We start from the raw sequence: 23,687 nt of genomic DNA, 5'->3' as shown, positions 1-23,687 counted from the left end.
TCAGATTGACTAAAGTGGCTTGTTTTTAGCTGGTTAAAGAAAAGTTTACTAATAATTTAATATTTACAGTAGTTGTTCTTTCTTTCAAACAAAAATTATATTTATACTTTTGTAATTGATAATCTTTTAGTCTTATGAAGAAGTTTTTATTTATTCTTTCCCTTGCGTTGGGAATTTTTGCCAGTGCTCAGGTGGTAATCATTGATACCGGATCTGTAAAAATTGATACAATAAAACATTGGTCGGTTTTAGGAAAACAATCAGTAATGATTAATCAGGCTGCCTTCTCGAATTGGGTAGGGGGTGGAGCAAACAACGTGGGTTGGCTTGCTGCGATTGATTATAATATCACCTATGAAAACGACAAAGATCTTTGGGAAAATATTATCCTTTTAAATTATGGTCAAAATGATACGAAAGGAATTGGGGTAAGAAAAACTCAGGATGTTATCAACGTTTCTACCAACTACGGTAGAAAAATTGCAAAAAGCTGGTATCTTTCTGCAGGAGCGGGTTTTCAGTCCCAGTTTGCGGTAGGATATGAAGATGGTAACAATCCGGCTGCTAAAAAGCTATCTAATTTTATGGCTCCGGGATATCTGAATCTCGGTCTCGGTATTACGTACAGACCAAATGATAATATTAACGTCTCTTTACGACCTACCAACGCCAGATGGACGTTTGTATTGGATAAAGACCTTCAAACAGCAGGAAGCTATGGTTTAAAGGCTGACGGAGATACTTCTCTATTGCAGTTCGGTTTCTTGGGAACGGCTTCTTATAAATTGAAGATCATGGAAAATGTAAACATGACGAATACGGCTTCTGTTTTCTCTAATTATTTGGATCATCCTGATAGATTAGTTTTAGCATACGGAATGGTTCTGAATTTAAAGGTAAACAGATTCATTTCTTCCAATATTACGGTGGATGTTTTGTATGATCATAATCAGATCCAGAAAACGCAGCTTAAACAAACGCTTGGAGTTGGTTTAGCCTATACTTTGAATAACGGTGTAAAACGTTCTGATAGAAAAGACAGCCAATGGTGGTTGAAAAAATAATTATTTAAGTGGTAAGCTCAATAATTTTAAATAGTAAATTGAAAATATCAATATATCAATAGCCGCGGACATTAGTCCGCTTTTTTTATGATTAATAATCTCGGCTTTAGCCAAAACTTAAATATTTTCTAAACACAAATAGGACAAATATTTAAATTAATAACACGATTGATTTTTATCACGCTTTTATAAGTGAAACGGCTTTGTGAAACCAAAAATATTTTAGCAGTAAAAAAAACTCAGTGACCTCCGTGTTCAAAAACTTAAGTTTATTATCCTATTTTCAGCTATCATTCGCTGAGTAAAACGCCCTTGCGAACAAAAAATATTCTCAATCATTTCAAAAAAATCCTAGCAATCTTTAGCGTCAAAAAATGGAAAACACCACGAAAAAACAAAAAGCACCTCAAAAGAAGTGCTTTTTTATTATCAATTATATATTGTTAGAACTCTATATCTACTTCAAGTTTCTCCGCCAAAAGCTTTGAAATTTTCTCTTTTAAAGGCTCAATATCGATATTCTGCATCGCATCATTAGCAAATGCATATAAAAGCAATGCCTGAGCTTCTTTTTTAGAAATACCTCTTGCTCTTAAATAGAATAATGCATCTTCGTTCAATTGCCCAACCGTACAACCGTGAGAACACTTCACATCGTCTGCAAAAATCTCCAACTGAGGTTTTGTATCAATTGTTGCACCTTCGCTTAATAAAACGTTGTTATTTTGCTGATAAGCATTCGTTTTCTGAGCAATTTTATCTACAAATACTTTCCCGTTGAAAACCCCGTGAGATTTTCCGCTGAAAATACCTTTGTAGTTCTGATAACTTTCACAATTCGGCTGATTGTGGTGAACCGCCGTGTGGTGATCTACCAACTGATCTTTCCCGATAATCGTGATTCCGTTCATGAATGAATTGATATTCGATCCGTTTTGAATGAAATCTAAGTTATTTCTTACCAATTTACCTCCGAAAGAGAATGTATTTACAGTCGTTAAACTGTCTTTTTCCTGTTTCGCGAAAGTATTATCAACTAAATAAGAAGTATCGTTATCGTTCTGCAATTTATGCCAATCTGCTTTTGCATTCGGATATGTGAAAATTTCCGTCACAGAGTTTGTCAACACATACGTATTGTCAAAATTGTGGTGACTTTCAATGATTTCCACTTTTGCACCTTCTTCTACGATTAATAAATTTCTCGTGTTGTAGAACGTGTTTTCTTCTTGATTTTGAGAAATATAGAAGATGTGGATTGGCTTTTCAATCACAACATTTTTAGGAACTTTCAAAAAGAAACCATACTTGCAATAAGCCTGATTCAAATTCGTGAAAGCCGATTTGTCCGCAGCAATTGTATTGAAATATTTTTCGAAAACATCTCTGTGTTTCTCGTCATTTAATGCATAATTAAATGAAAGAAATTCAACATTTTCAATCGAAACTTTTGATAATTCTTTATGAAGTTTACCGTTCACGAAAGTAATCCAGTCAAAATTTTCTTCACCTAAATGCAACTGATCCAACTGCTCTTTGGTGATGTTGTGACTTTCTTTCGGGAAAAAATTATATCCTTTTTCAGTAATCTCCTTTAAGTTGGTATATTTATATTCTTCGTCTTTTCTGGTAGGAAAACCAACGTTTTCAAATCTTTGAAGAGCAGCTTTTCTATCATCATCCAGAAATCTGTGACGAAGACTCTCCAAAAATTCGTTATGGTTTTCAATAATCTGTTGTTGTAATGCCATTACTGGTATATCTGTGGTTTGCACCATTTTTTCTTTTTTGTTTGGCTGAAATCTATCATTCCGAAGAACGAAATTTTCAAGGTTGAAATTTAAATAATATCTAAATCTCTGAATATCTTAATTTTGTAATTAATTAAGAAGCCAGTCGTACCCTTTTTCTTCAAGCTCTAAAGCAAGAGATTTGTCACCAGTTTTGATGATTTTTCCGTTTGCTAAAACGTGAACGAAGTCAGGTTGAATATAATTGAGCAATCTCTGATAGTGAGTAATCAAAAGAACTGCATTTCCTTCATTTTTGAAAGCATTTACACCATCTGCAACAATTCTCAATGCATCAATATCTAATCCTGAATCTGTTTCATCAAGAATAGCCAATTTCGGATCAAGCATCATCATCTGGAAGATCTCGTTTCTTTTCTTTTCACCTCCCGAAAAACCTTCGTTCAATGATCTTGAAAGGAAATCTTTTTTAATACCCAATTGCTCAGATTTTTCGCGGATTAAAGCCAACATTTCTTTTGCAGGCATATCTTCCAAACCGTTTGCTTTTCTGTTTTCGTTCATCGCTGCTTTGATGAAGTTAGTTACAGAAACCCCCGGAATTTCTACCGGATACTGGAAAGATAAGAAAATACCTTTGTGCGCTCTGTCTTCAGGAGCATCTTCGATGATATCTTCACCTCTGAAAATGATTTCTCCGTCTGTTACTTCATAATCTTCTTTCCCCGCGATTACAGAAGAAAGAGTAGATTTTCCGGCTCCGTTCGGCCCCATAATCGCATGAACTTCACCCGGTTTTATTTCAAGATTGATTCCTTTTAAAATTTCTGCGCCATCTTCAATTTTGGCGTGCAAGTTTTTTATCTCTAACATTTTAATTTATATAAAATTATCGCAAAGCTAAACCTTCAATGCGTCTATGTTTCACTTCAATTCTTTAATGATCAGAAGTCTCTTTTTCCAAGATCTTCTTCACATTCTGTTTATTTACCTTATTTTTTACAATAAGTTTTGAAAGTTTCCCAGTAATATAAGGTGCCGCTACAGACACTCCGGAAACCGTTTCTTTTTTATTAAGTGCCATTGTTACGGCAATATCTTCAGAAGGTGCATAGAGGTCTATGTTTTTTCCTTCGTTGGAAAAGTCTGCTTTTTGTTTCAGATCTTTATCAAGACCGCCGACCACAATTACGTTGGGCAGCACAATATTGGCAGGCACATCCTGAGATGTTTCTATATTTTTTCCGTCATTTCCGCAAGCTACAACAAACGTTATTTCGGGATGTTTCTTAAAATTCTTTTCTAAAGAGTTTTTAAAACTGTTGATCCACTTTTGGGAATTCTGAGTTCGTTCTTCCAAATTTTTTCCAAAATTAGGATTCTTTTCTATAATTCCTTCAAGGGTCTGCCCAAAACTGATGTTCACAAGCTGTACTTTATTTTTACTAAAATAGTCAATAGACTGTTGAATAAACTGATCCATTCTTTCCAGCTCCTGTGGCAACTGTTTTATTCTTTCTTCAACCGAAAGTTGTAGCAAACCTGATTTCTCAAGTCTTTCCGTTGTGTAAACAAAGCCCACTCCGTATAATTCTACATTTGGGTTTTGCTGAAGAATTACCGAGGCGATTGCCGTTCCATGATCATAATCCTCCTGATTTCCTTCGTTGGCCACAAATGTTTCCGGAACCAATTTTTCAAACTCATTAAAGCCAATTCCGTGAATATCGTCTACATAACCGTTTCCATCATCATCTTTAGCATTAATGTTTTCTTTTGTGTTTATATAAACACTATTTTTCGGAAGTGAATTAACATCAAATCTTTCCCAAATTCCTATTTTTACCTTTTGTGATAAAAGTAGGCTACCCTTTACAGCAAATAATAAGAAAAAGCTTTTGTAATTCATTTAAAAAAACTTCCAATTTTTATACTAACTTCCTCTGTATGTTGAATATCCAAACGGTGATAAAGTAATCGGAACATGATAATGCTCATTATCTTTAATCTGGAATATAATTTCAATATACGGATAGAAGGTCTCTATTTTTTTACTTTTATAATAATCTCCTGTTGAGAAAATCAATTTGTATTTTCCGTTGTTTTCGGTTCCTTTGGCATAAGGTAAAAAATCACTGATTCTGCCATTGCTGTCCGTTTGTTTTTTACTTACAGGAATCCATTGTTTGGTATTTTCATTAAACTTTTCCAATGCAACATCTACATTTCCTGCGGGATGCCCCTGTGAAATATCTAAAATATGACTGGAAACCTGAAAACCATTTTTCTCCTGAGCCGAAAGACTCAAACATAAAACACAAAAAAATATGAATAAAAACTTTCTCATCGAGTTATGTATTGTCAATTTTATCCTACTGAACCTTCTAATGAAATCTCCAATAATTTCTGAGCTTCAATAGCAAATTCCATTGGTAATTTATTAAGAACTTCCTTACTGAAACCATTTACGATCAAAGCGATAGCTCTTTCCGTATCGATACCTCTTTGGTTACAGTAGAAAATTTGATCCTCTCCAATTTTTGAAGTCGTTGCTTCATGCTCCAATTGTGCAGTAGGATCTTTAATCTCAATGTAAGGGAAAGTGTGTGCTCCACATTCGTTACCCATCAATAAAGAGTCACACTGAGAGAAGTTTCTCGCTCCTTTTGCAGTTGGCATTACTTTTACCAAACCTCTGTAAGAATTCTGAGATTTTCCTGCAGAAATACCTTTAGAAATAATCGTAGATTTCGTATTTTTTCCGATGTGAATCATCTTTGTTCCTGTATCTGCATATTGATGATTATTCGTCACGGCAATGGAGTAGAACTCACCGATTGAGTTGTCACCTTTCAAAATACAAGAAGGATATTTCCAAGTTACAGCAGAACCTGTTTCAACCTGAGTCCAAGAGATTTTTGCATTCTTTTCGCAAAGTCCTCTTTTCGTTACAAAATTGAAAACTCCACCTTTTCCTTCTTCATTTCCAGGATACCAGTTCTGAACGGTTGAATATTTAATTTCAGCATTATCCATTGCGATCAACTCAACAACTGCTGCGTGAAGCTGGTTTTCATCTCTTGAGGGTGCTGTACAGCCTTCCAAATAAGATACATAACTTCCTTCATCTGCAATTACAAGTGTTCTTTCAAACTGACCTGTACCGGCTTGATTGATACGGAAATACGTAGATAATTCCATTGGACATTTTACCCCTTTTGGAATATAGCAGAAACTTCCGTCAGAGAAAACTGCGGAATTCAATGCTGAATAAAAATTATCTCCTCTCGGAACTACTTTTCCAAGATATTTTCTTACCAAATCAGGATGATTTTTAATCGCTTCAGAGATAGAACAGAAAATAATTCCTTTTTCCATCAAGGTTTCCTGAAAAGTAGTTTTTACAGAAACTGAATCTATTACGATATCTACCGCAACTCCTGAAAGTCTTTTCTGTTCCTCTATATTGATTCCTAATTTCTCAAAGGTTTTCAATAATTCAGGATCAACCTCGTCTAAGCTTTCCAGTTCCGGTTTTGCTTTCGGCGCAGCGTAATATTTAATCGCTTGAAAATCTGGCTTTTCGTATTTAATGTTTGCCCATTCTGGCTCCACCATTTTCAGCCAGATTCTGAAAGATTCCAAACGCCATTCTGTCATCCATTCCGGCTCTTCTTTTTTTGCAGAAATCGCACGGACGATATCTTCATTTAAACCCGTCGGGAAATCTTCGTAATCGATTTTGGTTTCCCAACCGAATTCATATTTTTTATTTTCTAAGTCGACGCGTAAATCGTCCTCTGTATATTTGCTCATTATTTTTTTTTAAGATTTCAGAAGCTAAATACCAAGTTTATCATCTGATATTTAGCTTCTAATGTCTTTTTCTTACAAAGAAAAACTTTCTCCACACCCACATGTTCTGGATGCGTTAGGATTGTTAAAAACAAACCCTTTTCCGTTCAAACCTCCTGAATATTCAAGAGTTGTTCCTGCTAAATAAAGGATGGATTTTTTATCTACAACAATTTTGATATCGTTATCTTCAAAAATCTGATCTGCATCAGACTTTTTATTGTCAAACCCCAAAACATATTCTAAACCAGAACATCCTCCGCTTTTTACTCCAACTCTTATATAATCTTCAGCAGCGTTGAAGCCATCCTCTGTCATCAGCTGGATTGCTTTTACTTTTGCTTGATCTGATACTTTTATCATTGTATTTATTTAGAATGATTTAATGATGCAAAAATACAAACTAATTTCCGCAATCTCAAATCGATGATGTCTATTTTAACGATTTTACGTTCAGATAAGTTTATGAGTGTTAAAAATTCTATAAATTCTTTTTTGTAAATATTGTGATTCTGTTTTTGATTTAACTTTGAATTACAATTTTTATCTATAAAGTATAAATGAAAAAAAAGCTACATTTCTTTTTTGCGTTGCTTTTGGTGACGGCGGTTTATGGGCAAACCACAAGATTCGTCTATGAGACTTCGGTTAATCCGGATTCGATTAATCTGGTGAGTTTGAAGAGTGAAAAAACATTTCTGGATGTTAAAGAAAATCGATCATTATTTATTAGTGAAAATAAATTAATTAAAGATTCTCTCTTTGCTGCTTTCAAACCTGAAGAAAAAGAAAATAAAAAAGAGAAGAAAGAACTTTCAAAGCAAGGAGCTAAAAAAGACTTGGAGCAAACATTTTTTGATTATTATATTACCAAAAATATATCAGATCAAAAAGTGTATTATCATGAGAAAGTGTTTAATAAACAAATTTATTATCAGGAAGATAGACCGATAAAATGGGAGGTAACGAATGATATTCAAAAGCAAAACGGATATCAGTCTCAAAAAGCAACCGCAAATTTCGGAGGAAGAATCTGGACGGCTTGGTTTACAAAAGATATTCCTATTTCTGACGGCCCGTATAAATTTTCTGGTTTACAGGGATTGATTGTGAAACTGGAAGATGATAAAGGAGATTATAAGTTTGATTTAATTAAAAAAATCATGATTAAAAACGCCTTTGAAGAGCCTGTGAATTCTGATGCAAAAGTAAGCACAAGGATTGATTTTAAAGGAGATATAGCCGCTTTAGAGTTGGAAGCAAAAAGTAACAGAAAAGCTTTCTCTTCAAGTGATCGGGCAGGAAAACGCGGTGGCGGAATGCCAGGTGGCGGTATGAGAGGAAATGGGCCTCCTAACGGAATGGGAATGCCCCCAGGAAATGACGGTGATGGAATGATGCAAATGCCAAATGCCAATTTAGGAGCTCCGGCGGCTTTTAATAATGAAATAAGCCAAAATCCCATTGAATTAAAATAACAAGATTTATACATAAAATGAAAAAAATAGGAATTATTGTTTTGGGGCTGTTCATGCAGACCATTTTTGCACAAACGAACAGATTTGTGTATCAGGTAACTATGAAACCTAATGCAGCAGATAAAAACGACGTGAAAACGGAGAATGCATATTTAGATATTTCGGCAGAGAAATCACTTTTTTACTCTGAAAACAGAATTAAAAGAGATTCTATCATGCAGCAGAATTTCCAAAGTGGGGGAGCGAGAGGTTTCAACAGAGATCAAATGGAAAGTTTAAGATCGAATATCAATTATACGGTTGAAAAAGATAAAGCAAACCAAAAAACGTTCTTTAAAGATAGATTGGGTCGAGATGTATATCAATATGAAGAAGATCGCCCGATCAGCTGGAAAATTTTATCTGAAACGATGAAAATTGGTGATTATAAAGTACAAAAAGCAGAAACTGATTTCGGTGGCAGAAAGTGGACGGCTTGGTTTACCACAGATTTACCTTATCAGGACGGTCCGTATAAATTCGGTGGGCTTCCGGGACTGATCGTAAAAGTAGAAGATGCTCAGGGAGAATATTCTTTTGACTTGATGAAAAACTATAAAATTTCAGATTTTCCATCGATGAATCAGTTTGGAAATACCATTAAAGTAAAAAGAACAGATTTTGTAAAGCAGCAGGAAAAATTTAAATCAGATCCTGTCTCATTTATGAGTAATCAAGGAGGTGGATTTAGCCAAACCCGAATGGGCGGTGGCGGCGGTGGAATTGCTCCTCCAAGATCCGGTGGTGGCGGAGGAAACCGTGGTGGAAATGGCGGAGATTTCAGAAAAAGAATGGAAGACCGAGTGAAAGAGGAAGCCAAAAATAATAGCAATCCGATTGAATTAAAATAGCAAAGAAATCCCTGAAGCAGCTCTTCAGGGATTTTTTCTATTTGATTTTTAAATAATTTAAATTATCTCAAAAGTTGATTAAAAGTATCACCTTGCTTGATGTCTCCGGTGTTATAGCCTTTCATAAACCATTCTTTACGTTGAGCAGAAGAACCGTGCGTAAAGCTTTCCTGATTCACATAACCTTGTGATCTTTTTTGAATATTATCATCACCCACAGCTTCTGCAGCTTCAATCGCTGATTGAATGTCGCCCGGCTCTAAAATATGTTCTCGACTATCGGTTTGTTTTGCCCAAACTCCTGCAAAAAAATCTGCCTGAAGCTCTGTCGCAACAGAAACCTGATTCATTTTTGCTTCAGAAAATCTTCCGCTTCTTCTCATATTATCAACTTCCTGCGTAGTTCCCAACAGCGTTTGAACGTGATGCCCAACTTCATGCGCCAATACATAAGCAATGGTAAATTCCGTAACTTTTGCACCAAATCTGGATTGTAGTTCATTAAAAAAGCTCATATCCATATATACACTTTGGTCGGCCGGACAGTAAAATGGTCCCATAGCAGATTGTGCAATACCGCAGCCAGATTGGGTGGTATTTTCAAAAAGAATAATCTTAGGAGCTCTGTAGGTCATTCCGTTTTGTTGGAAGATTTTATCCCAGGTTTCAATATTCCATTTTCCCATCATATCTACCATTTCTCCAATTTTCTGCTCATTGGCAGTCAGTTGTCTCTGTTCCGTTCTGGGAGCGTTATTTCCAGCTCCTGAAGAAAGAATAGAAGAAGGGTCTCCGCCTAAGAAAAATATAATCGCAGCAATAATAAGGGTACCCAAACCACCCCCAACGAGGGCACCTCCGCCACCGCCAGAACCTCTTCGGTCTTCCACATTACCACCTCTGTCGTCTGTCCATTTCATAATAATAAATTTTGTAAGTAAATTTAAAATTAATATTAAAGCTAATTGATTTTTTGGTTGAAAATTTAATGTGAATTGATAAAAATTTAAAACTTATTGTAAAAATGATTTATTAATCAACGATTAAGCTTATTTGTTTTCAACCAGTAAGAAGTCGATTGATATGCTGAAATGGTTTGGTCTACCAAATTTTGTTGTGGCGTTTTTACCGCATTTTCGTCGTAGTAAATATTAAATTCTGGAGCCAGTTTGCTTTCCTGCTGCTTAAGTGTGTATTGCTTAACCTTTCTTACGGGTGAAATAATAGTTAAATGATCATCTTTTACAAAACCTAAATCCTGATAAGTGGCAATATAAGCTTTCGGCTGGAAATAGTCTTTCAAAACATCCTGACCTAAAAATTTAGATTGATAATTAAAGTTCAACAATCCGAAAAGGGTAGGCATTAAATCGATCTGAGACATCAGCTTATCAAATTTCTGTGGCTGAACGAATCCTTCAGAAAAAATCATCGCCGGAATTCTGTATTTATCCATCGGTAATTCTGTTCCTCCGGCACTTGAAGCACAGTGGTCGGCAACAATCACAAAAATAGTATTTTTATACCAATCCTGTTTTTTAGCCATTTCAAAGAATTTTTTGATGGAGTAGTCGGTATATTTTACACCCCCTTCTCTGGATTTTGCATCTCCCGGAATATCAATTCTTCCGTCAGGATACGTGAAAGGTCTGTGGTTAGAAACTGTCATCCAGTGATTGAAAAATGGTTTTCCAGATTTTGCTTCGGCATTCATGGTTTGAATGGCTTTTTTCGCCATATCTTCATCGGCAACACCCCAAACGTTGGCGAATGAGATTTCTTCAGGCTTAAAATTATTTCGGTCTACAATTCCATAGCCGTTTCCTTCAAAGAAATCCTGCATATTATCGAAATAGCTGTAACCACCGTATAGGAATTTCACATCGTAACCTTTTGATTTAAATACGCTTCCTGTAGTGAATTTATTTTTGTTGTTTTCTCTTTTGATGATGCTTTCTCCGGCAGTCGGAGGAATGCAAAGTGTTAAAGCTTCCAGTCCGCGAACCGTTCTGTTTCCGGTTGCATAAAGATTGGTAAACATCATTGATTTGTCTGCTAAGCTATCCAAAAACGGCGTTATTTTCTGGGTATTTCCGTAATGTTCAAGAAAATCTGCAGATAAACTTTCAATAGAGATTAAAACTACATTTTTCTTTTGCTCAGGCTGCTCAGCAACGATATTTCTGGTTAAAGTCTGTTGAGGATATTGGCTTAAAAAGTTTTTCTCAGCCTGATTTTGATCGATTTGAGAATAGAACTGAAAAAAATCAAGCTCATTATGGGTAAATGCCCAATAGAATTTAGGAACTCCATTGGCTTCAATTTCTTCGGCAAAAACATTGGATGATTTTATCTGCATCATCGCCGGAATCACCAATAAACTTGCGCCAACCAAAACAACAAATGTTCCCAACAGAACTAATTTTTGTTTGAAATTTGGAAGCGTTAAAAGCTCTTCTTTTGTCTTTTTAAAGATAAACCATGTAATCCCAAAAGTAACGGCAAAAATGGCTAAAAACAACGGAACAACAGGGTAACTTTCCATGATATTCCCGATGACTTCGTTGGTGTAAATAAGATAATCTACTGCAATGAAATTGTATCTCAATCCGAATTCGTTATAGAAGAAATATTCGCTTACTGCATTGAAAACAATGGATAAAACATAGAGAAAAATGGTAATAAAATATAAGGTATTACGAATTTTTATTCTCTTTGAAGGCAAGAAAAGCATCAAACCAAAAAGAAGGGTTTTCAAACCAACAAAAATTAAGGCAATCTTTGTCACCGAGCCTCCGTATTGTTTGAAAATATTATTCGGAATCACTAAAATATACAGGAAAAAAAGCAAAAGAACCCCGAAAATGATGTATCCGTAAGGTTTATTGTATTTTGAGTTTGACAGAAATAAAAAGTAAAGCGCTAAAATAGAACTAGCCAGAATGAAAACGAAAATATCATTCACAAGCCCGATGGATAAAACTTTTATTACTTCAAAAAATCCAAAACTTACATTCGTTATCGGATGAAAGAAAAATACAATTCTTACTAATAATGAAATAATAAGATAGAAAATTCCTAAGTACAGAAAAGGTTTAATTTTTTGCGTAAACATTTTATTAACTGTGTATTAATTTACTGCAAAGATAGTTTTTATTTACTATCGGGTATGAAATGTTTATATATGAAAAAAGACCATCCTGAGATGATCCTTTTCAATATTTTTTTGAATTCCGGGATTATTGTCCGAAACCGATATTTCCTTTTTTTCCTGAAAGATTTCTTCTGAAATCAATCATTCTTAAAGCGGTTACGGCTGCTTCTACACCTTTATTTCCCTGATCACCACCGCTTCTCGCGATAGATTGCTCTTTGGTATCATCCGTAAGAACACAGAAGATCGTAGGTGTATCTGTTAAGATATTACAATCTTTGATTCCTTGTGCTACCGCGGAACAAACATAATCGAAGTGAGGAGTTTCTCCACGAATCACACATCCGATTGAGATCACTGCATCATACTTTCTTTCTTTACAAAGTTGCATGCTTGCATAGTTCAGTTCAAATGCTCCGGGAACCGGGAAAAGTTTAATGTTTTCCTTTTTTACGCCTTCTTTTTCAAGGATTTCCAGAGCTGCGTCGCGAAGATTGTAGGTTACAAAATCATTCCACTCAGAAAAAACAATGCCGATAGAAAAATCTTCGGCATTCGTTATATTCAGTGGCTTGTAATCTGAAAGATTAACTGTTGCCATTTTTTAATAATATTTAGTCATTTCAATATAAGAATCAGACATTCCGTTGTCGTAGTCCTGATATTTTTCGCTGATTGCAGCAAAATATTTCTTAGCATCTGCATTTTTCTTTAAACCTAAAGCTAAAATACCTGCTTTTCTTGTAAAATAATAAGTAGTATACGGATCATCAGAAGCGGTAGAAGCTTTGTCTAATAATTGTAAAGCCTCATCATTTTTGTTAAGACCTGATTTAGCATCAGCCATAGCTCCGTATTTCATTGCCATCATTGTTTTGTTGTCTGATGAAAACTTGTCTAAAAGATCAAATGCCTCCTGGAATTTTCCTTCCTTAAACTTCAATAAACCTGCGTTATAAGCAGACAATTTACCGATAGAAGTAGAAGAATATTCGTTAGCTGTCCCGATAAAACCTGGGTTTGCAGCAGAATTTCCACCAAGGGCTTCTTTATCTTTACCAGCGGTAAGATTTTTCTGTGCTGCAAGGAAACTTTTTACCGCTTCGGCGTTTTTAGGAGCCACTACGAATTGCTTATATGCGAAAAAGCCTAAAACTCCCAATACCAAAGCACCGAAAACTATCCCTAATTGCTTAGAATATTTTTCAAGGAATCTTTCTGTGTTTAAAGCCTCTCTGTCAAGATCTTTAAAAAACTCAACTGTTTCTTTACCTTCTTGATCGTTTGTAAGTTTTGCCATAAATTCTTAAAAATTGAAATGCAAATTTAATTGTTTCTGAATGATTTACAAAATACTTTGTGAGTATTATTGACGAAATATTGAGAATTATTAATCGTGATTGATGAATTTCTTAAAAAAACATGCTTCGACTCCGCTCAACATGACATTTCTAATACTATTTGTTTCATTTTACAATGAAATAAAACAGACTGTTTTAAACGTGTCATGCTGAGCGGAGTCGAAGCATTTATTTTGAATGAAAAGTTTAATATTCTAAAATGTGATAAATTTCCGCATTGAATTTCTTCAGTTTTTCATCACCATGTAAACCCTTTAAAGCGGTTAAGAAGCTAAACTGAGTAACGGTTGCACCTTGTTTTTCCACCAATTTTGCTGCGGCTTCAGTTGTTCCTCCTGTGGCTAACAAATCATCGTGAATAAGAATTCTTTGTCCTGATTTTATTTGTTCTTCACGGGTTTCGATGATGGCACTTCCGTATTCTAAGTCATATTCTTCGGAAATAACGGGGGGAGGAAGTTTTCCCGCTTTTCTGATTAAGATAAAAGGAACTTCCAAAGCAACGGCAATGGCAATCCCGAAGAGATAGCCACGGCTTTCGATTCCGCAAACTGCATCTACTTTTCCTTTGCTGAAAGCTACCAGATCCTCGATTACTTCTTCGTATAATTTTGGATTAAGAAAAATAGGCGAGATGTCTTTGAACTGAATTCCCGGAATCGGAAAATCAGGGATATTTTCAATCGTCTCCTGCAGTTTTTTGATAAGTTCTTGTGAAGCCATTAAGGGTTTATTTTGTAGCTGGAAATTTTCCAGTCTCCGTTTACATTTTTAAGTCCGAAAGTTACCTTCAAAGAAGTTGTTTTTCCAGATTTATCTGTTACATCGTATGTTGCATTTACACTTGCGCTGTTAGCGTTTGTTGCATTACTGTTGATGTTTTTCACACTTACATTTTTCACAGAACCAAAACCTGAAGTCGGGTTAGAGAAAGATTCATAGCTTCCCCAACTTGGGTTGTTGGATGCATCAAATGCCGCTTTTAAATTCTGAGAACTTACATTATTTAAAAACTTGCTTACCGTAGCTTTTGGATCTGCTGCCGGTTGTTTTGGCGTTGCAGGAGTTGTTGTAGCATTTGGATCTGTAGATGTAGAAGGATTTGTTGTATTTACCGGGCTATTCGGATCTACTGCGCTTGGATCCTGAATAACCGCTGTAGAATCTACTTTTGGCGGAGCAGGAACTTTCAATGCAGAAGGATTTACATCCAACCCGATTTTAGACATTTTGAAAGTTTTAGCTGTTGTTTTTACTGAAACAGTGATGTCAATTTTATTATCAACCACTTTTTCAGCAAGAATAGAAGAGAATTTTAAATTGAATCCTTTAAAATTGTTATCCGTCATTAAGTTTTTAGCGGTTGAAAGCTTCACTCCATTACTGAAAACTTCTAATGTTGTTTCTAAACCAGCACCTGTAAACGAAACAGGGTTTCCAGCGTTATCCACAAGCCTTGGAATAATCTGAATTGCCGTTGCGCCGTTTCCGTCGTCTGCAGATGGTCTTGTGATAATAGAAAGCGAGTTTGCTTTTACATCATTCGGGTCACTTTCTTTGGCTTTTTCGTCGCCGAAGATATTCATTTCACCTAATGAAGGTGGAGCTGTACTTGCCCATTCAATTCCGTTTTTTTGTGCGACTTCGTCAGCCATTGCCATAATTTCAGGAACTTTTTTCCCGTTGACAAGCTGTCCGAGTGCTTTTAATTCTGCAACGTCGCCATCGGCTTCCACTCCAAATGTTTTTAGAATGTAAAGCGCTTCATTAAACTTGATCTGCTTAATGGTTGGCAAACTAGACGTCATATCGTTGATACTTGACTGTAAAGTTTTGGTACTGGTAGCATCCACCGAGTCTTTTTTACAAGCGGTGAAAAGCAACAAGCTGAAAACTAGAAGAAAAGATAACTTTCTCATTTTTATTCTGTTTGGTACAAATTTAATAAAACCTTTATTAATAGCCGTTTTTTATTTTTTATTTTGTTGTTCTTTTAGATCATCCTTAAAAAATGAACTGAAAATCTGCTGCATATTCGGGAAGTCTTTGTTTTCCCAATATTTTGAAGTATAATTGCTGTTATCGGTGTTGAATTTTACTTTTTCAACCGAATCATCGTTTCCTAAATCTAATTCTGTTGGATAAAAATTACTGTAAGTTGCGATGGAATTAAATTCGGCTTCGCTTTTATGCTTCATTTTTAAAAATTCAATTTCATTGTATTCTAAAAGATCCTGCAATGTTTTTTTTGAGTTCTGTTCATAAGCTATATTTAAGATGGTTCTGAAATCGAAAAATCGATAGCCGAACAAAGCGAATTCCTGTTTTTGCAAAAATTCTCCGGTTACTTCTACTTCATCTTTTCGATCTCCTTTTAATTCTTTGAAAACAGTATTTTTATTTTTTTTATATTCATCTACATTTCCGACATCTTTTATTTTTGGAATTTCTAAAAACTGATCATAATCCCAGGAAGACATTTTCTTTCGATCCATTTCAGGATTTTCTAAACGGAAGATTCGATATTGTTCAACTTTAGTTCTCTTTAATTTTTTTGATTTATTGTCGAATACATAAGTAATAATTCCGTCGGCATAACAGTTCAATTTGTTGTTCACGGTAACATACGTGTTGAAGTTCCCTTTTATAAAAACATATTTTGCAGGTTTTTTACTTTTAATGACAACGGTTTCGATGTCTTTTACGCGATCATTGATTGTAATGATTTCTTTATCAAAATCAGAATAGGAGAGTGTGGCCACCGGAAAGTTATCATACACCAACTGGAATTTTTCCTGTTCGGGTTTTATAGTTTTTCTATCAATTTTACCATCAATGTCTGAAAAAGCAACAATGTTTCCGTCTTTGCCAAATACAGAAACTTTAGGTAAAGGTTTATTCGTTTTTTCTGAAACGAACGTGATGGCTTGGGAATAAGCAAAATTTAATCCTAATAAGAATACGATTAAAATGAGAAGTTTCTTTTTCATTGTAAATTTTTTTATGTGTTTTAAATCTTTTGATCTGCATTAAAAACAAAAAAGACTGATCATTACAATCAGTCTTTTTCAATATTATTTTGTTACAAGTCCTTAGAAAGGATACTCATAAATTTCAGATTCGTGTAAGAATGGGTTACCTGTAGGAATCAATTTCAGTTTAGATAATGCTGAAAGCACTGTAAACATAAATAATCCAACTACGAATAACACAGCTCCAAGCACTAAGATGAATACTTCTGGAGTGTTCCAGAATGGTCCTACTGTTCCCGGCATTACCATGTTGAAGTAATCTAAAAGGTGACCTAAGATAACTACTACAGCCATTGTTGTAACCACTTTATAGTTTCTCTTGATGCTGCTACTTACTAATACCAATAGTGGTAATAAGAAGTTCACGATTAACATTGGTAAGAAAGTAACACCGTAGTGTTGGAATCTTCCAAAGAAGTAGTTTACCTCTTCCGGTACGTTTGCATACCAATAAAGCATAAACTGAGCAAACCATGTATATGTCCAAAGCATACTTGTAGCGAAAAGGAATACTCCTAAATCATGTAAGTGATTGTCATTGAACTGAGGTAAGAATCCGTTTTTCTTTAAGTAAACACTTAAAAGGATGATTACTGCGATACCACTTGAAAGGCAGCTAACCATTGAATACCAGATATACATTGTAGAATACCAGTGAGGGTCAATAGACATCAACCAATCCCAAGCCCAAGCTGCAGAAGCAAACCCGAAGAATGCGATATATCCAACAGCCCATCTGTAAAGGAACTGATACTCTACCAAAGATTTTGTATCATCTACTTTTTTAGATTGTGCTTTCAGTTTCCAAGCAAAGAAAGAAGCTCCAATTACATAAATGAAAGTTCTGATTGCATAGAAAGGAATATTTAAGAATCTTTTCTTTTCAAACAAGATCACATCAAAATGAGCAGAGTTAGGATCTGTAAGATCCGGATCCATCCAGTGGAAAAGGTGACCTTGGTGAAGGATATTTAATAACATGATGATTACTAAAATTACCCCTCCGTAAGGGATGTAAGAAGCAATTGCTTCCATAACTCTCGTAATGATAATTGGCCATCCTGCGTGAGCAGCATGCTGAATACAGTAGAAAAACAATACTGCACAACTGATTCCGAAGAAAAATACAGCTACAAAATGTATTGATGCTAACGGCGAATTATGAACCTGCATAGTAGCGTGTTCTAAATGTGCAGCGTGATCCTGAGGTCCTACCATTTCACTTGAGTGTGTAGGAGCATTATGACCTGCAGAATGTACTGCTTCCATCATGTGCTCTATTCTCTCGCTAGAAATTCCTTTGTTCATAAAGAAACCAATAGCAAATAGAACTAAACCTACAACAAGAAGTATTATAGAAGTTGATTTTAATTTTGGTGAAAAACTATACATTTCTTTTCTTATTTTTTAGTTTCGGTAGTCTCAGTTGTTGCTGTCGCTGCTGCGGCTGCAGGTGCTGCTGCTCCTTTTTTGAAGGCATTCATCACATACATTGCCACTCTCCATCTATCTCCTGCGTTCAGTTGTCCCGCATAAGACCCCATCGCGTTTCTACCGTTTGTTAATACATAATGAACAGATCCTACAGTAATTTCTCTATCAGCGTAGTTTGGTACACCAGAGAAAGCACCTGTTTGTACAATTGGTCCTTGTCCATCACCTCCAGTTCCGTGGCATGCTGCACAAGTTTTATCGAAAAGCATTTTACCTCTTTCAATATCTTTTTCAGCATTAGCAGGGTTCAAAGGAGAAACAGTTAACTTCTTAGAAGCATCATAACCTGCGTTGTACTCATCCGGAGTTTTAGGAAGTAAACCTTCTTCAAAAATACCGTCTTTATTTTGAGCTACTGATCCTTCTACAGGAGAAAGACCTGTTGCAAAACTATTTTTAACAAAAGCAGGAATTTCGTTCTCATGATCTGAATAAGCATCTTGAGCTTTCATCAAAGGATCATAAGCTACCGGAAAATACATATCTGGGAAATATACCAATGGTGCATTTTCTTTCGGTCCGCAAGAATTAAGTAACACTGTAGTTAAACCTAAAACTGCTGTAATTCTTAATACATTCTTTTTCATTTTAAGCATCTTTAACAGTTATTTCTTCAACTCCAGTTTCAATTAGCAACTGTTTTACAGATTCTACATCTTCAGTTACGAATTCCATTAGGAACTTATCATCCGTTGTTCTTGGATCAGGATTTTGTGCAGGAGCTCCAGGATACATTTTGTTTCTTACTAAGAAAGTTAATGACATCATGTGAGCAGCACAGAATACCATAAGCTCAAACATTGGTACCACGAACGCCGGCATGTTGTGTGCCCAGTCGAAAGCTGGTTTACCACCGATGTTCTGAGGCCAGTCGTGATTCATCACATACCAAGTTACCGTAGCACCTATCGTAACACCGTAAAGAGCGTAGATGAAAGCAGCATCAGAAATTCTAGTTTTCTTTAAACCTAAAGCTTTATCAAGTCCGTGAACCGGAAACGGAGTATAAACCTCGTTTATAGCGATTCCTTTATCGTTGAATGCTTTAACGCCGTTCATTAAATCGTCGTCGTCAGCATAAAGTCCGTATACAATTTTAGTGGTGCTCATCTCCTTCTTTTGCTTTATAAGTTTCACCTGAGATTTTCAAAATCGATTTTAATTCTGCCTGTGCAATTACAGGGAATGTTCTTGCGTATAATAAGAATAATACAGAGAAGAACCCGATTGTTCCTAAGTATACACCCACATCAATGATCGTTGGCTTAAACATAGTCCAAGATCCTGGTAAGTAGTCTCTAGAAAGGTTGATAACGATGATATCAAAACGCTCAAACCACATACCGATGTTGATGATCAAAGCAATGATAAATGTTGCGATGATGTTTGTTCTAATTCTTTTGAACCAGAATAATGCAGGGATTACCAAGTTACAAATAATTAGTGACCAGAAAGCCCACCAGTAAGGTCCAACAGCAGCACCCGGAGAAAGATAAGTAAAGTCTTCGAATCTAGATCCAGAATACCATCCGATGAAATATTCAGTTGCGTAAGCTACAGTTACCATACCTCCTGTTAAGATGATTACGATGTTCATAATTTCGATATGATACATTGTAATATAGTCTTCTAGGTGACAAACTTTTCTTGCGATTAACAATAGAGTCTGTACCATCGCGAATCCTGAGAAGATCGCACCGGCAACGAAGTAAGGAGGGTAGATTGTAGAGTGCCATCCTTTAATAACCGAAGTTGCGAAGTCAAAAGATACGGTGGTGTGTACCGAGAATACAAGTGGAGTTGCTAAACCTGCAAGAACCAAAGAAAGTTCTTCGAATCTTTGCCAGTGTTTTGCTTTACCACCCCAACCGAATGCAAGGAATGTATAAATTTTCTTAGTCCAAGGAGTTTTTGCTCTATCTCTGATCATTGCAAAGTCAGGGATAAGACCCATGAACCAGAATACTGTAGATACTGAGAAATACGTAGAGATTGCAAATACATCCCAAAGTAGAGGAGAGTTGAAGTTCCCCCAAAGAGAACCAAACTGGTTAGGAAGAGGGAATACCCAATATCCTACCCAAACTCTACCCATGTGGATTACAGGGAAGATTGCAGCCTGTACAACCGCAAAGATCGTCATCGCCTCTGCAGATCTGTTTACAGACATTCTCCATCTCTGTCTAAATAATAATAATACCGCTGAGATTAAGGTTCCGGCGTGACCGATACCTACCCACCATACGAAGTTGGTAATATCCCAACCCCAGTTAATAGTTCTGTTAAGCCCCCATGCTCCAATACCTGTTCCGACAGTATAGGCAATACACCCGAATCCATAGATGAATAGAACTAAGGCTGCATATAGTGATACCCACCATAATTTTCCTGCTCTTTCTTCGATAGGTCGTGCGATATCTTCCGTAATATCGTGATAAGTTTTGTGACCAATAATTAGAGGTTCCCTTATCGGAGCTTCGTAATGTCCTGACATTTTTTACCTATTTATTATTTAAACTTTATTTTTCTACTCTGTTTCTTACTTTAGCGTGATAGAACACATTTGGTTTTGTTCCGATCTCTTCAAGTAAATAATATCTTCTGTTGCTAGAGTATAATTCTCTTACTTCAGATTCTTTGTCATTCATGTCTCCAAACGTCATTGCTCCGGTAGAACAAGCAGCAGCACAAGCACAAGAATTTTTGAATTCATTGTCTGTTACTTTTCTGTTTTCTCTCTTAGCAGCTAAAATTGTAGCTTGAGTTTCCTGGATACACATAGAGCATTTCTCCATTACCCCTCTCGTTCTTACAACTACATCTGGGTTTAGAACCATTCTCCCAAGGTCGTTATTCATGTTAAAATCGAACTTGTCGTTTAGGTTATAAGTAAACCAGTTGAAACGTCTTACTTTGTAAGGACAGTTGTTTGCACAATATCTAGTACCGATACATCTGTTGTAAGCCATGTGGTTTTGACCTTGCTTACCGTGTGAAGTAGCCGCTACCGGACATACAGTTTCACAAGGAGCATGGTTACAGTGCTGACACATTACCGGCTGGAAGATCACATCTGGGTTTTCAGCAGGATTGTTTAATGCTCCTTCACCACCAAATGCTGTTCCGTATAATTCAGGAACTGCCATTCCTTCTTTTAATCCTTCGTAAACCTCTACTTTTTGAGTCGAAGAGTAGTAACGGTCAATTCTTAACCAATACATATCTCTAGACATTCTGATCTCTTCTTTACCTACAACAGGAACGTTGTTTTCTGCCTGACAAGCAATGATACATGCTCCACAACCAGTACAAGAGTTCAAGTCGATTGATAAGTTGAAGTGAGGCCCATCTGTATCATCGAAAGCATCCCAAAGGTCAATCTTTCTTGCAGGAAGAGCTCCGCTGATCGTGTGATATTCCAAAGGTTTGTTCCATCCTTTGTGCTCATCATCGAATGCTACGTTTAAGTAATCTGCCAAAGGAACTTCTTTAGCGATCTCATAACGTCCCATCAAAGTATTTTGAAGCTGAATACCTGCAAACTCATGATCTTCTCCTGTTTTCTCGATCTTAGCCCCTGAAACAACAAGGTTAGATCCGTCAAATAAAGGATAAGCATTAACACCAGTATCTGCAGTAGCTCCAGAATCTTTTTTACCATATCCAAGTGCAAGACCTACAGAACCGTCTGCCTGACCTGGCTGGATGAATACAGGAACATCTTTTATTGTTACTCCGTTTACAGTAAGATTTACGATAGAACCGTCTAACTGCATTCTTGCGTTAAGATCGTTTTCAATACCTAATCTTTCTGCATCTTTAGGAGAAATCGTTAAATAATTATCCCAAGCCATTCTCGTGATTGGATCCGGCAATTCTTGTAACCAAGGGTTGTTTGCCTGTGTTCCGTCACCAATAGAAGTCTTAGTGTATAATACCAATTCTAAATCAGAAGCTTTGAAACTTCCTAATTCTGCAACAGCCTGAGCAGCGTTTCCACCAGCGTAAGCTAGAGTAGAACCACCTTCAGTAGTTACGATGCCATTATATAAAGCTTTGTTGAATGAAGTTCCTCCTAAAAGAGAAGCAGCATTAGCTTTTAAATAATCGTAGTAGTTGTTAGCAGAATTGTTTTTACCGTTTTTCCAAACCAATAGAGATTCTTCAATCTGTCTAGATTTGTAGATCTTTTGGATCGTAGGCTGCATTAATGCATAAACTCCGCTCTGAGGTTGCATATCTCCCCAAGATTCTAGCCAGTTAGCTACAGGAATTACAGCTTTCGCTGCTTTATACATTGCATTTTTCTTATCAGCAACTGCAATTACATAAGGAACGTTTTTAATCGCTTTTTCAAACTCAGCTCCTTTGTAGTGAGAGTAAATAGGGTCTACGTTGTTTGTAATCAATACACCAACCTGTCCTGCATTTACCCATCCTAAAAATTCCTGATATCTTACTTTATCAAACTCTTTTAGGAAGTTTGCTTTACCAGTGAAAGCAACTGAACCTAATTTTTGGTTGATTAAGTGAGCTAAAACCTGAGCACCTTTAGAACCATCAGCGAATACTACCGCTTTGCTTCCTTTAGCCTGTAACTCTTTTACTATCTCAGCAGCAGCTTTGTTTGTAGGAGCTGCTCCTGTAACGATTGCGTTGTAAACATCTACTAAAGCTTTGTTTACATCACTTGGTTTTAGTCTGTATCTTGAATCTGAGTTAGCACCCGTTAAAGACATGTTAGATTCCACTTGAATGTGTCTCAACATGTTTGCTCCCGGTTTTCTAGCCTCTGCATAAGATGTTTCTAAACTTGCTGCGTTGTAATCTCCTAAGAAATCAGCCTGGAAAGAAACTACCAATTCTGTCCCTTTCAGGTTATAAACAGGTAATGCTCTTGTTCCGAATACTTCCTGAGCTGCATCCAATGCTGCTGCATGAGGATAAGCATCATAAGTTACTAATTCTGCTGTAGGATATTTAGCTTTAAAATCAGCAAATAATTTTTTGAATGTAGGTGAAGCAAAAGATTGTGATAATAATACGATTCTTTTGTTTCCTGCCTTAGCTTCTTCTAATCCTTTAATAACAAAACTATCTACTTTATCGAAAGTTTCGTCTTTCCCTTCAAATTTAGGCTGCTTTACTTTATCATTATCATAAAGAGAAAGTACTGCTGCCTGAGCTCTTGCGTTAGTTTTACCTAAATCACCAGCTGCTGGGTTCGGATCAATTTTGATTGGTCTACCTTCTCTAGTTTTTACTAAAACACTAGCAAAGTCGAATCCATCAAAATATGTTGAAGCGTAGTAATTAGGAACTCCAGGAATAATATCATGAGGTTTTACTACGTAAGGAATCGTTTTAATTACCGGAGCCTCACAAGCAGCAAGTGTAACCGCTGCTGTAGAAAATCCTAATAATTTTAAGAAATCTCTTCTTGAAGTACTAGATCCGTTCTGTTCAGCATCTCCAAGGAAATCTTCTACCGGAATTTCTTCCTGAAACTCTTTCTGAGCCAGCTTATTGTTTAAAGCTGGGTCTTTAAGTTCATGAATACTTCTAAATTGTATTTTGTTTGAAGCCATTTATACTTCTAATTTTTTAG

At 36.0% G+C, this 23,687-nt stretch carries 21 protein-coding genes; 3 read left to right on the top strand and 18 right to left on the bottom strand.

What is annotated here, in order from left to right:
- The first annotated feature begins 134 nt into the window (after positions 1–134).
- Positions 135–1,064 carry a DUF3078 domain-containing protein gene (locus OXQ85_RS07940; protein WP_267403365.1) on the top strand — a complete coding sequence of 310 codons (930 nt, stop codon included), beginning with the start codon at positions 135–137 and terminating at the stop codon, positions 1,062–1,064.
- A 443-nt stretch (positions 1,065–1,507) separates the two neighbouring features.
- Here OXQ85_RS07940 and sufD read toward each other — a convergent pair whose 3' ends face one another.
- The 6 genes from sufD to OXQ85_RS07910 form a co-directional block, all read right to left on the bottom strand.
- Positions 1,508–2,815, bottom strand: a complete 1,308-nt coding sequence (gene sufD / locus OXQ85_RS07935; RefSeq protein WP_267403868.1) for a Fe-S cluster assembly protein SufD — start codon at positions 2,813–2,815, stop codon at positions 1,508–1,510.
- Between the two features lie 129 nt (positions 2,816–2,944).
- Entirely contained in the window at positions 2,945–3,688 is a 744-nt protein-coding gene (sufC, locus tag OXQ85_RS07930) for a Fe-S cluster assembly ATPase SufC (protein ID WP_267403363.1), read from the bottom strand.
- Positions 3,689–3,752: 64 nt separating this feature from the next.
- Complete coding sequence (locus tag OXQ85_RS07925; RefSeq protein ID WP_267403362.1) at positions 3,753–4,724, bottom strand: S8 family serine peptidase; 972 nt, start codon at positions 4,722–4,724, stop codon at positions 3,753–3,755.
- A 24-nt stretch (positions 4,725–4,748) separates the two neighbouring features.
- Positions 4,749–5,162 carry a hydroxyisourate hydrolase gene (gene uraH, locus OXQ85_RS07920; protein ID WP_267403361.1) on the bottom strand — a complete coding sequence of 138 codons (414 nt, stop codon included), beginning with the start codon at positions 5,160–5,162 and terminating at the stop codon, positions 4,749–4,751.
- A gap of 20 nt (positions 5,163–5,182) precedes the next feature.
- Positions 5,183–6,631, bottom strand: a complete 1,449-nt coding sequence (gene sufB, locus OXQ85_RS07915) for a Fe-S cluster assembly protein SufB (protein ID WP_267403360.1) — start codon at positions 6,629–6,631, stop codon at positions 5,183–5,185.
- A 72-nt stretch (positions 6,632–6,703) separates the two neighbouring features.
- Entirely contained in the window at positions 6,704–7,033 is a 330-nt protein-coding gene (locus OXQ85_RS07910; protein ID WP_267403359.1) for an iron-sulfur cluster assembly accessory protein, read from the bottom strand.
- 197 nt (positions 7,034–7,230) lie between these two features.
- Between OXQ85_RS07910 and OXQ85_RS07905 the strand changes: the two genes are divergently transcribed.
- Positions 7,231–8,148: a GLPGLI family protein gene (locus tag OXQ85_RS07905; RefSeq protein WP_267403358.1), complete on the top strand. Its 918-nt coding sequence runs from the start codon at positions 7,231–7,233 to the stop codon at positions 8,146–8,148.
- Between the two features lie 17 nt (positions 8,149–8,165).
- Positions 8,166–9,038: a GLPGLI family protein gene (locus OXQ85_RS07900; protein ID WP_267403357.1), complete on the top strand. Its 873-nt coding sequence runs from the start codon at positions 8,166–8,168 to the stop codon at positions 9,036–9,038.
- Positions 9,039–9,100: 62 nt separating this feature from the next.
- On the opposite strand, the gene OXQ85_RS07895 is transcribed toward OXQ85_RS07900, so the two are convergent.
- The 12 genes from OXQ85_RS07895 to OXQ85_RS07840 all read right to left on the bottom strand — a co-directional run bounded on the left by OXQ85_RS07895 (position 9,101) and on the right by OXQ85_RS07840 (position 23,667).
- Positions 9,101–9,958: a neutral zinc metallopeptidase gene (locus OXQ85_RS07895; protein ID WP_267403356.1), complete on the bottom strand. Its 858-nt coding sequence runs from the start codon at positions 9,956–9,958 to the stop codon at positions 9,101–9,103.
- Between the two features lie 116 nt (positions 9,959–10,074).
- Positions 10,075–12,153: an alkaline phosphatase family protein gene (locus tag OXQ85_RS07890; protein ID WP_267403354.1), complete on the bottom strand. Its 2,079-nt coding sequence runs from the start codon at positions 12,151–12,153 to the stop codon at positions 10,075–10,077.
- A 124-nt stretch (positions 12,154–12,277) separates the two neighbouring features.
- Positions 12,278–12,793 carry a 6,7-dimethyl-8-ribityllumazine synthase gene (ribH, locus tag OXQ85_RS07885; RefSeq protein ID WP_267403353.1) on the bottom strand — a complete coding sequence of 172 codons (516 nt, stop codon included), beginning with the start codon at positions 12,791–12,793 and terminating at the stop codon, positions 12,278–12,280.
- A gap of 3 nt (positions 12,794–12,796) precedes the next feature.
- Entirely contained in the window at positions 12,797–13,492 is a 696-nt protein-coding gene (locus OXQ85_RS07880) for a tetratricopeptide repeat protein (protein WP_267403352.1), read from the bottom strand.
- 247 nt (positions 13,493–13,739) lie between these two features.
- The gene (locus OXQ85_RS07875) at positions 13,740–14,276 is read right to left on the bottom strand and encodes an adenine phosphoribosyltransferase (protein ID WP_267403351.1); all 537 of its coding nucleotides are present in this window, start codon (positions 14,274–14,276) and stop codon (positions 13,740–13,742) included.
- Positions 14,276–15,472 (bottom strand): hypothetical protein, encoded by a 1,197-nt coding sequence (locus OXQ85_RS07870; protein WP_267403349.1) that lies wholly within the window; start codon positions 15,470–15,472, stop codon positions 14,276–14,278. Before OXQ85_RS07870 ends, OXQ85_RS07875 begins: the two co-directional genes overlap by 1 nt.
- Before the next feature lie 51 nt (positions 15,473–15,523).
- Positions 15,524–16,543, bottom strand: a complete 1,020-nt coding sequence (locus OXQ85_RS07865) for a hypothetical protein (RefSeq protein ID WP_267403347.1) — start codon at positions 16,541–16,543, stop codon at positions 15,524–15,526.
- A 102-nt stretch (positions 16,544–16,645) separates the two neighbouring features.
- Positions 16,646–17,977: a quinol:cytochrome C oxidoreductase gene (locus tag OXQ85_RS07860; RefSeq protein ID WP_267403345.1), complete on the bottom strand. Its 1,332-nt coding sequence runs from the start codon at positions 17,975–17,977 to the stop codon at positions 16,646–16,648.
- Positions 17,978–17,985: 8 nt separating this feature from the next.
- Positions 17,986–18,675: a cytochrome c gene (locus OXQ85_RS07855; protein WP_267403343.1), complete on the bottom strand. Its 690-nt coding sequence runs from the start codon at positions 18,673–18,675 to the stop codon at positions 17,986–17,988.
- Positions 18,668–19,189, bottom strand: a complete 522-nt coding sequence (locus tag OXQ85_RS07850; protein WP_267403341.1) for a DUF3341 domain-containing protein — start codon at positions 19,187–19,189, stop codon at positions 18,668–18,670. The genes OXQ85_RS07855 and OXQ85_RS07850 overlap by 8 nt, the downstream gene beginning before the upstream one ends.
- Positions 19,176–20,573 (bottom strand): NrfD/PsrC family molybdoenzyme membrane anchor subunit, encoded by a 1,398-nt coding sequence (gene nrfD / locus OXQ85_RS07845; protein WP_267403339.1) that lies wholly within the window; start codon positions 20,571–20,573, stop codon positions 19,176–19,178. The genes OXQ85_RS07850 and nrfD overlap by 14 nt, the downstream gene beginning before the upstream one ends.
- Before the next feature lie 25 nt (positions 20,574–20,598).
- On the bottom strand, positions 20,599–23,667 hold the full coding sequence (locus tag OXQ85_RS07840; RefSeq protein WP_267403337.1) for a TAT-variant-translocated molybdopterin oxidoreductase: 3,069 nt from the start codon (positions 23,665–23,667) through the stop codon (positions 20,599–20,601).
- Positions 23,668–23,687 lie beyond the last annotated feature (20 nt).

The sequence above is a fragment of the Chryseobacterium sp. GM_Chr_2 genome, assembly GCF_026540445.1.
GTDB lineage: Bacteria > Bacteroidota > Bacteroidia > Flavobacteriales > Weeksellaceae > Chryseobacterium.
Note: the sequence above shows the minus strand (reverse complement) of the source record. Positions and strands in the feature narration are given on the sequence as shown.

What these genes read in the sequence shown, in the direction of transcription:
- OXQ85_RS07940 (WP_267403365.1), top strand. Translation starts at nt 135, where the DNA reads ATGAAGAAGTTTTTATTTATTCTTTCCCTTGCGTTGGGAATTTTTGCC.
- sufD (WP_267403868.1), bottom strand. Translation starts at nt 2,815, where the DNA reads ATGGCATTACAACAACAGATTATTGAAAACCATAACGAATTTTTGGAG.
- sufC (WP_267403363.1), bottom strand. Translation starts at nt 3,688, where the DNA reads ATGTTAGAGATAAAAAACTTGCACGCCAAAATTGAAGATGGCGCAGAA.
- OXQ85_RS07925 (WP_267403362.1), bottom strand. Translation starts at nt 4,724, where the DNA reads ATGAATTACAAAAGCTTTTTCTTATTATTTGCTGTAAAGGGTAGCCTA.
- uraH (WP_267403361.1), bottom strand. Translation starts at nt 5,162, where the DNA reads ATGAGAAAGTTTTTATTCATATTTTTTTGTGTTTTATGTTTGAGTCTT.
- sufB (WP_267403360.1), bottom strand. Translation starts at nt 6,631, where the DNA reads ATGAGCAAATATACAGAGGACGATTTACGCGTCGACTTAGAAAATAAA.
- OXQ85_RS07910 (WP_267403359.1), bottom strand. Translation starts at nt 7,033, where the DNA reads ATGATAAAAGTATCAGATCAAGCAAAAGTAAAAGCAATCCAGCTGATG.
- OXQ85_RS07905 (WP_267403358.1), top strand. Translation starts at nt 7,231, where the DNA reads ATGAAAAAAAAGCTACATTTCTTTTTTGCGTTGCTTTTGGTGACGGCG.
- OXQ85_RS07900 (WP_267403357.1), top strand. Translation starts at nt 8,166, where the DNA reads ATGAAAAAAATAGGAATTATTGTTTTGGGGCTGTTCATGCAGACCATT.
- OXQ85_RS07895 (WP_267403356.1), bottom strand. Translation starts at nt 9,958, where the DNA reads ATGAAATGGACAGACGACAGAGGTGGTAATGTGGAAGACCGAAGAGGT.
- OXQ85_RS07890 (WP_267403354.1), bottom strand. Translation starts at nt 12,153, where the DNA reads ATGTTTACGCAAAAAATTAAACCTTTTCTGTACTTAGGAATTTTCTAT.
- ribH (WP_267403353.1), bottom strand. Translation starts at nt 12,793, where the DNA reads ATGGCAACAGTTAATCTTTCAGATTACAAGCCACTGAATATAACGAAT.
- OXQ85_RS07880 (WP_267403352.1), bottom strand. Translation starts at nt 13,492, where the DNA reads ATGGCAAAACTTACAAACGATCAAGAAGGTAAAGAAACAGTTGAGTTT.
- OXQ85_RS07875 (WP_267403351.1), bottom strand. Translation starts at nt 14,276, where the DNA reads ATGGCTTCACAAGAACTTATCAAAAAACTGCAGGAGACGATTGAAAAT.
- OXQ85_RS07870 (WP_267403349.1), bottom strand. Translation starts at nt 15,472, where the DNA reads ATGAGAAAGTTATCTTTTCTTCTAGTTTTCAGCTTGTTGCTTTTCACC.
- OXQ85_RS07865 (WP_267403347.1), bottom strand. Translation starts at nt 16,543, where the DNA reads ATGAAAAAGAAACTTCTCATTTTAATCGTATTCTTATTAGGATTAAAT.
- OXQ85_RS07860 (WP_267403345.1), bottom strand. Translation starts at nt 17,977, where the DNA reads ATGTATAGTTTTTCACCAAAATTAAAATCAACTTCTATAATACTTCTT.
- OXQ85_RS07855 (WP_267403343.1), bottom strand. Translation starts at nt 18,675, where the DNA reads ATGCTTAAAATGAAAAAGAATGTATTAAGAATTACAGCAGTTTTAGGT.
- OXQ85_RS07850 (WP_267403341.1), bottom strand. Translation starts at nt 19,189, where the DNA reads ATGAGCACCACTAAAATTGTATACGGACTTTATGCTGACGACGACGAT.
- nrfD (WP_267403339.1), bottom strand. Translation starts at nt 20,573, where the DNA reads ATGTCAGGACATTACGAAGCTCCGATAAGGGAACCTCTAATTATTGGT.
- OXQ85_RS07840 (WP_267403337.1), bottom strand. Translation starts at nt 23,667, where the DNA reads ATGGCTTCAAACAAAATACAATTTAGAAGTATTCATGAACTTAAAGAC.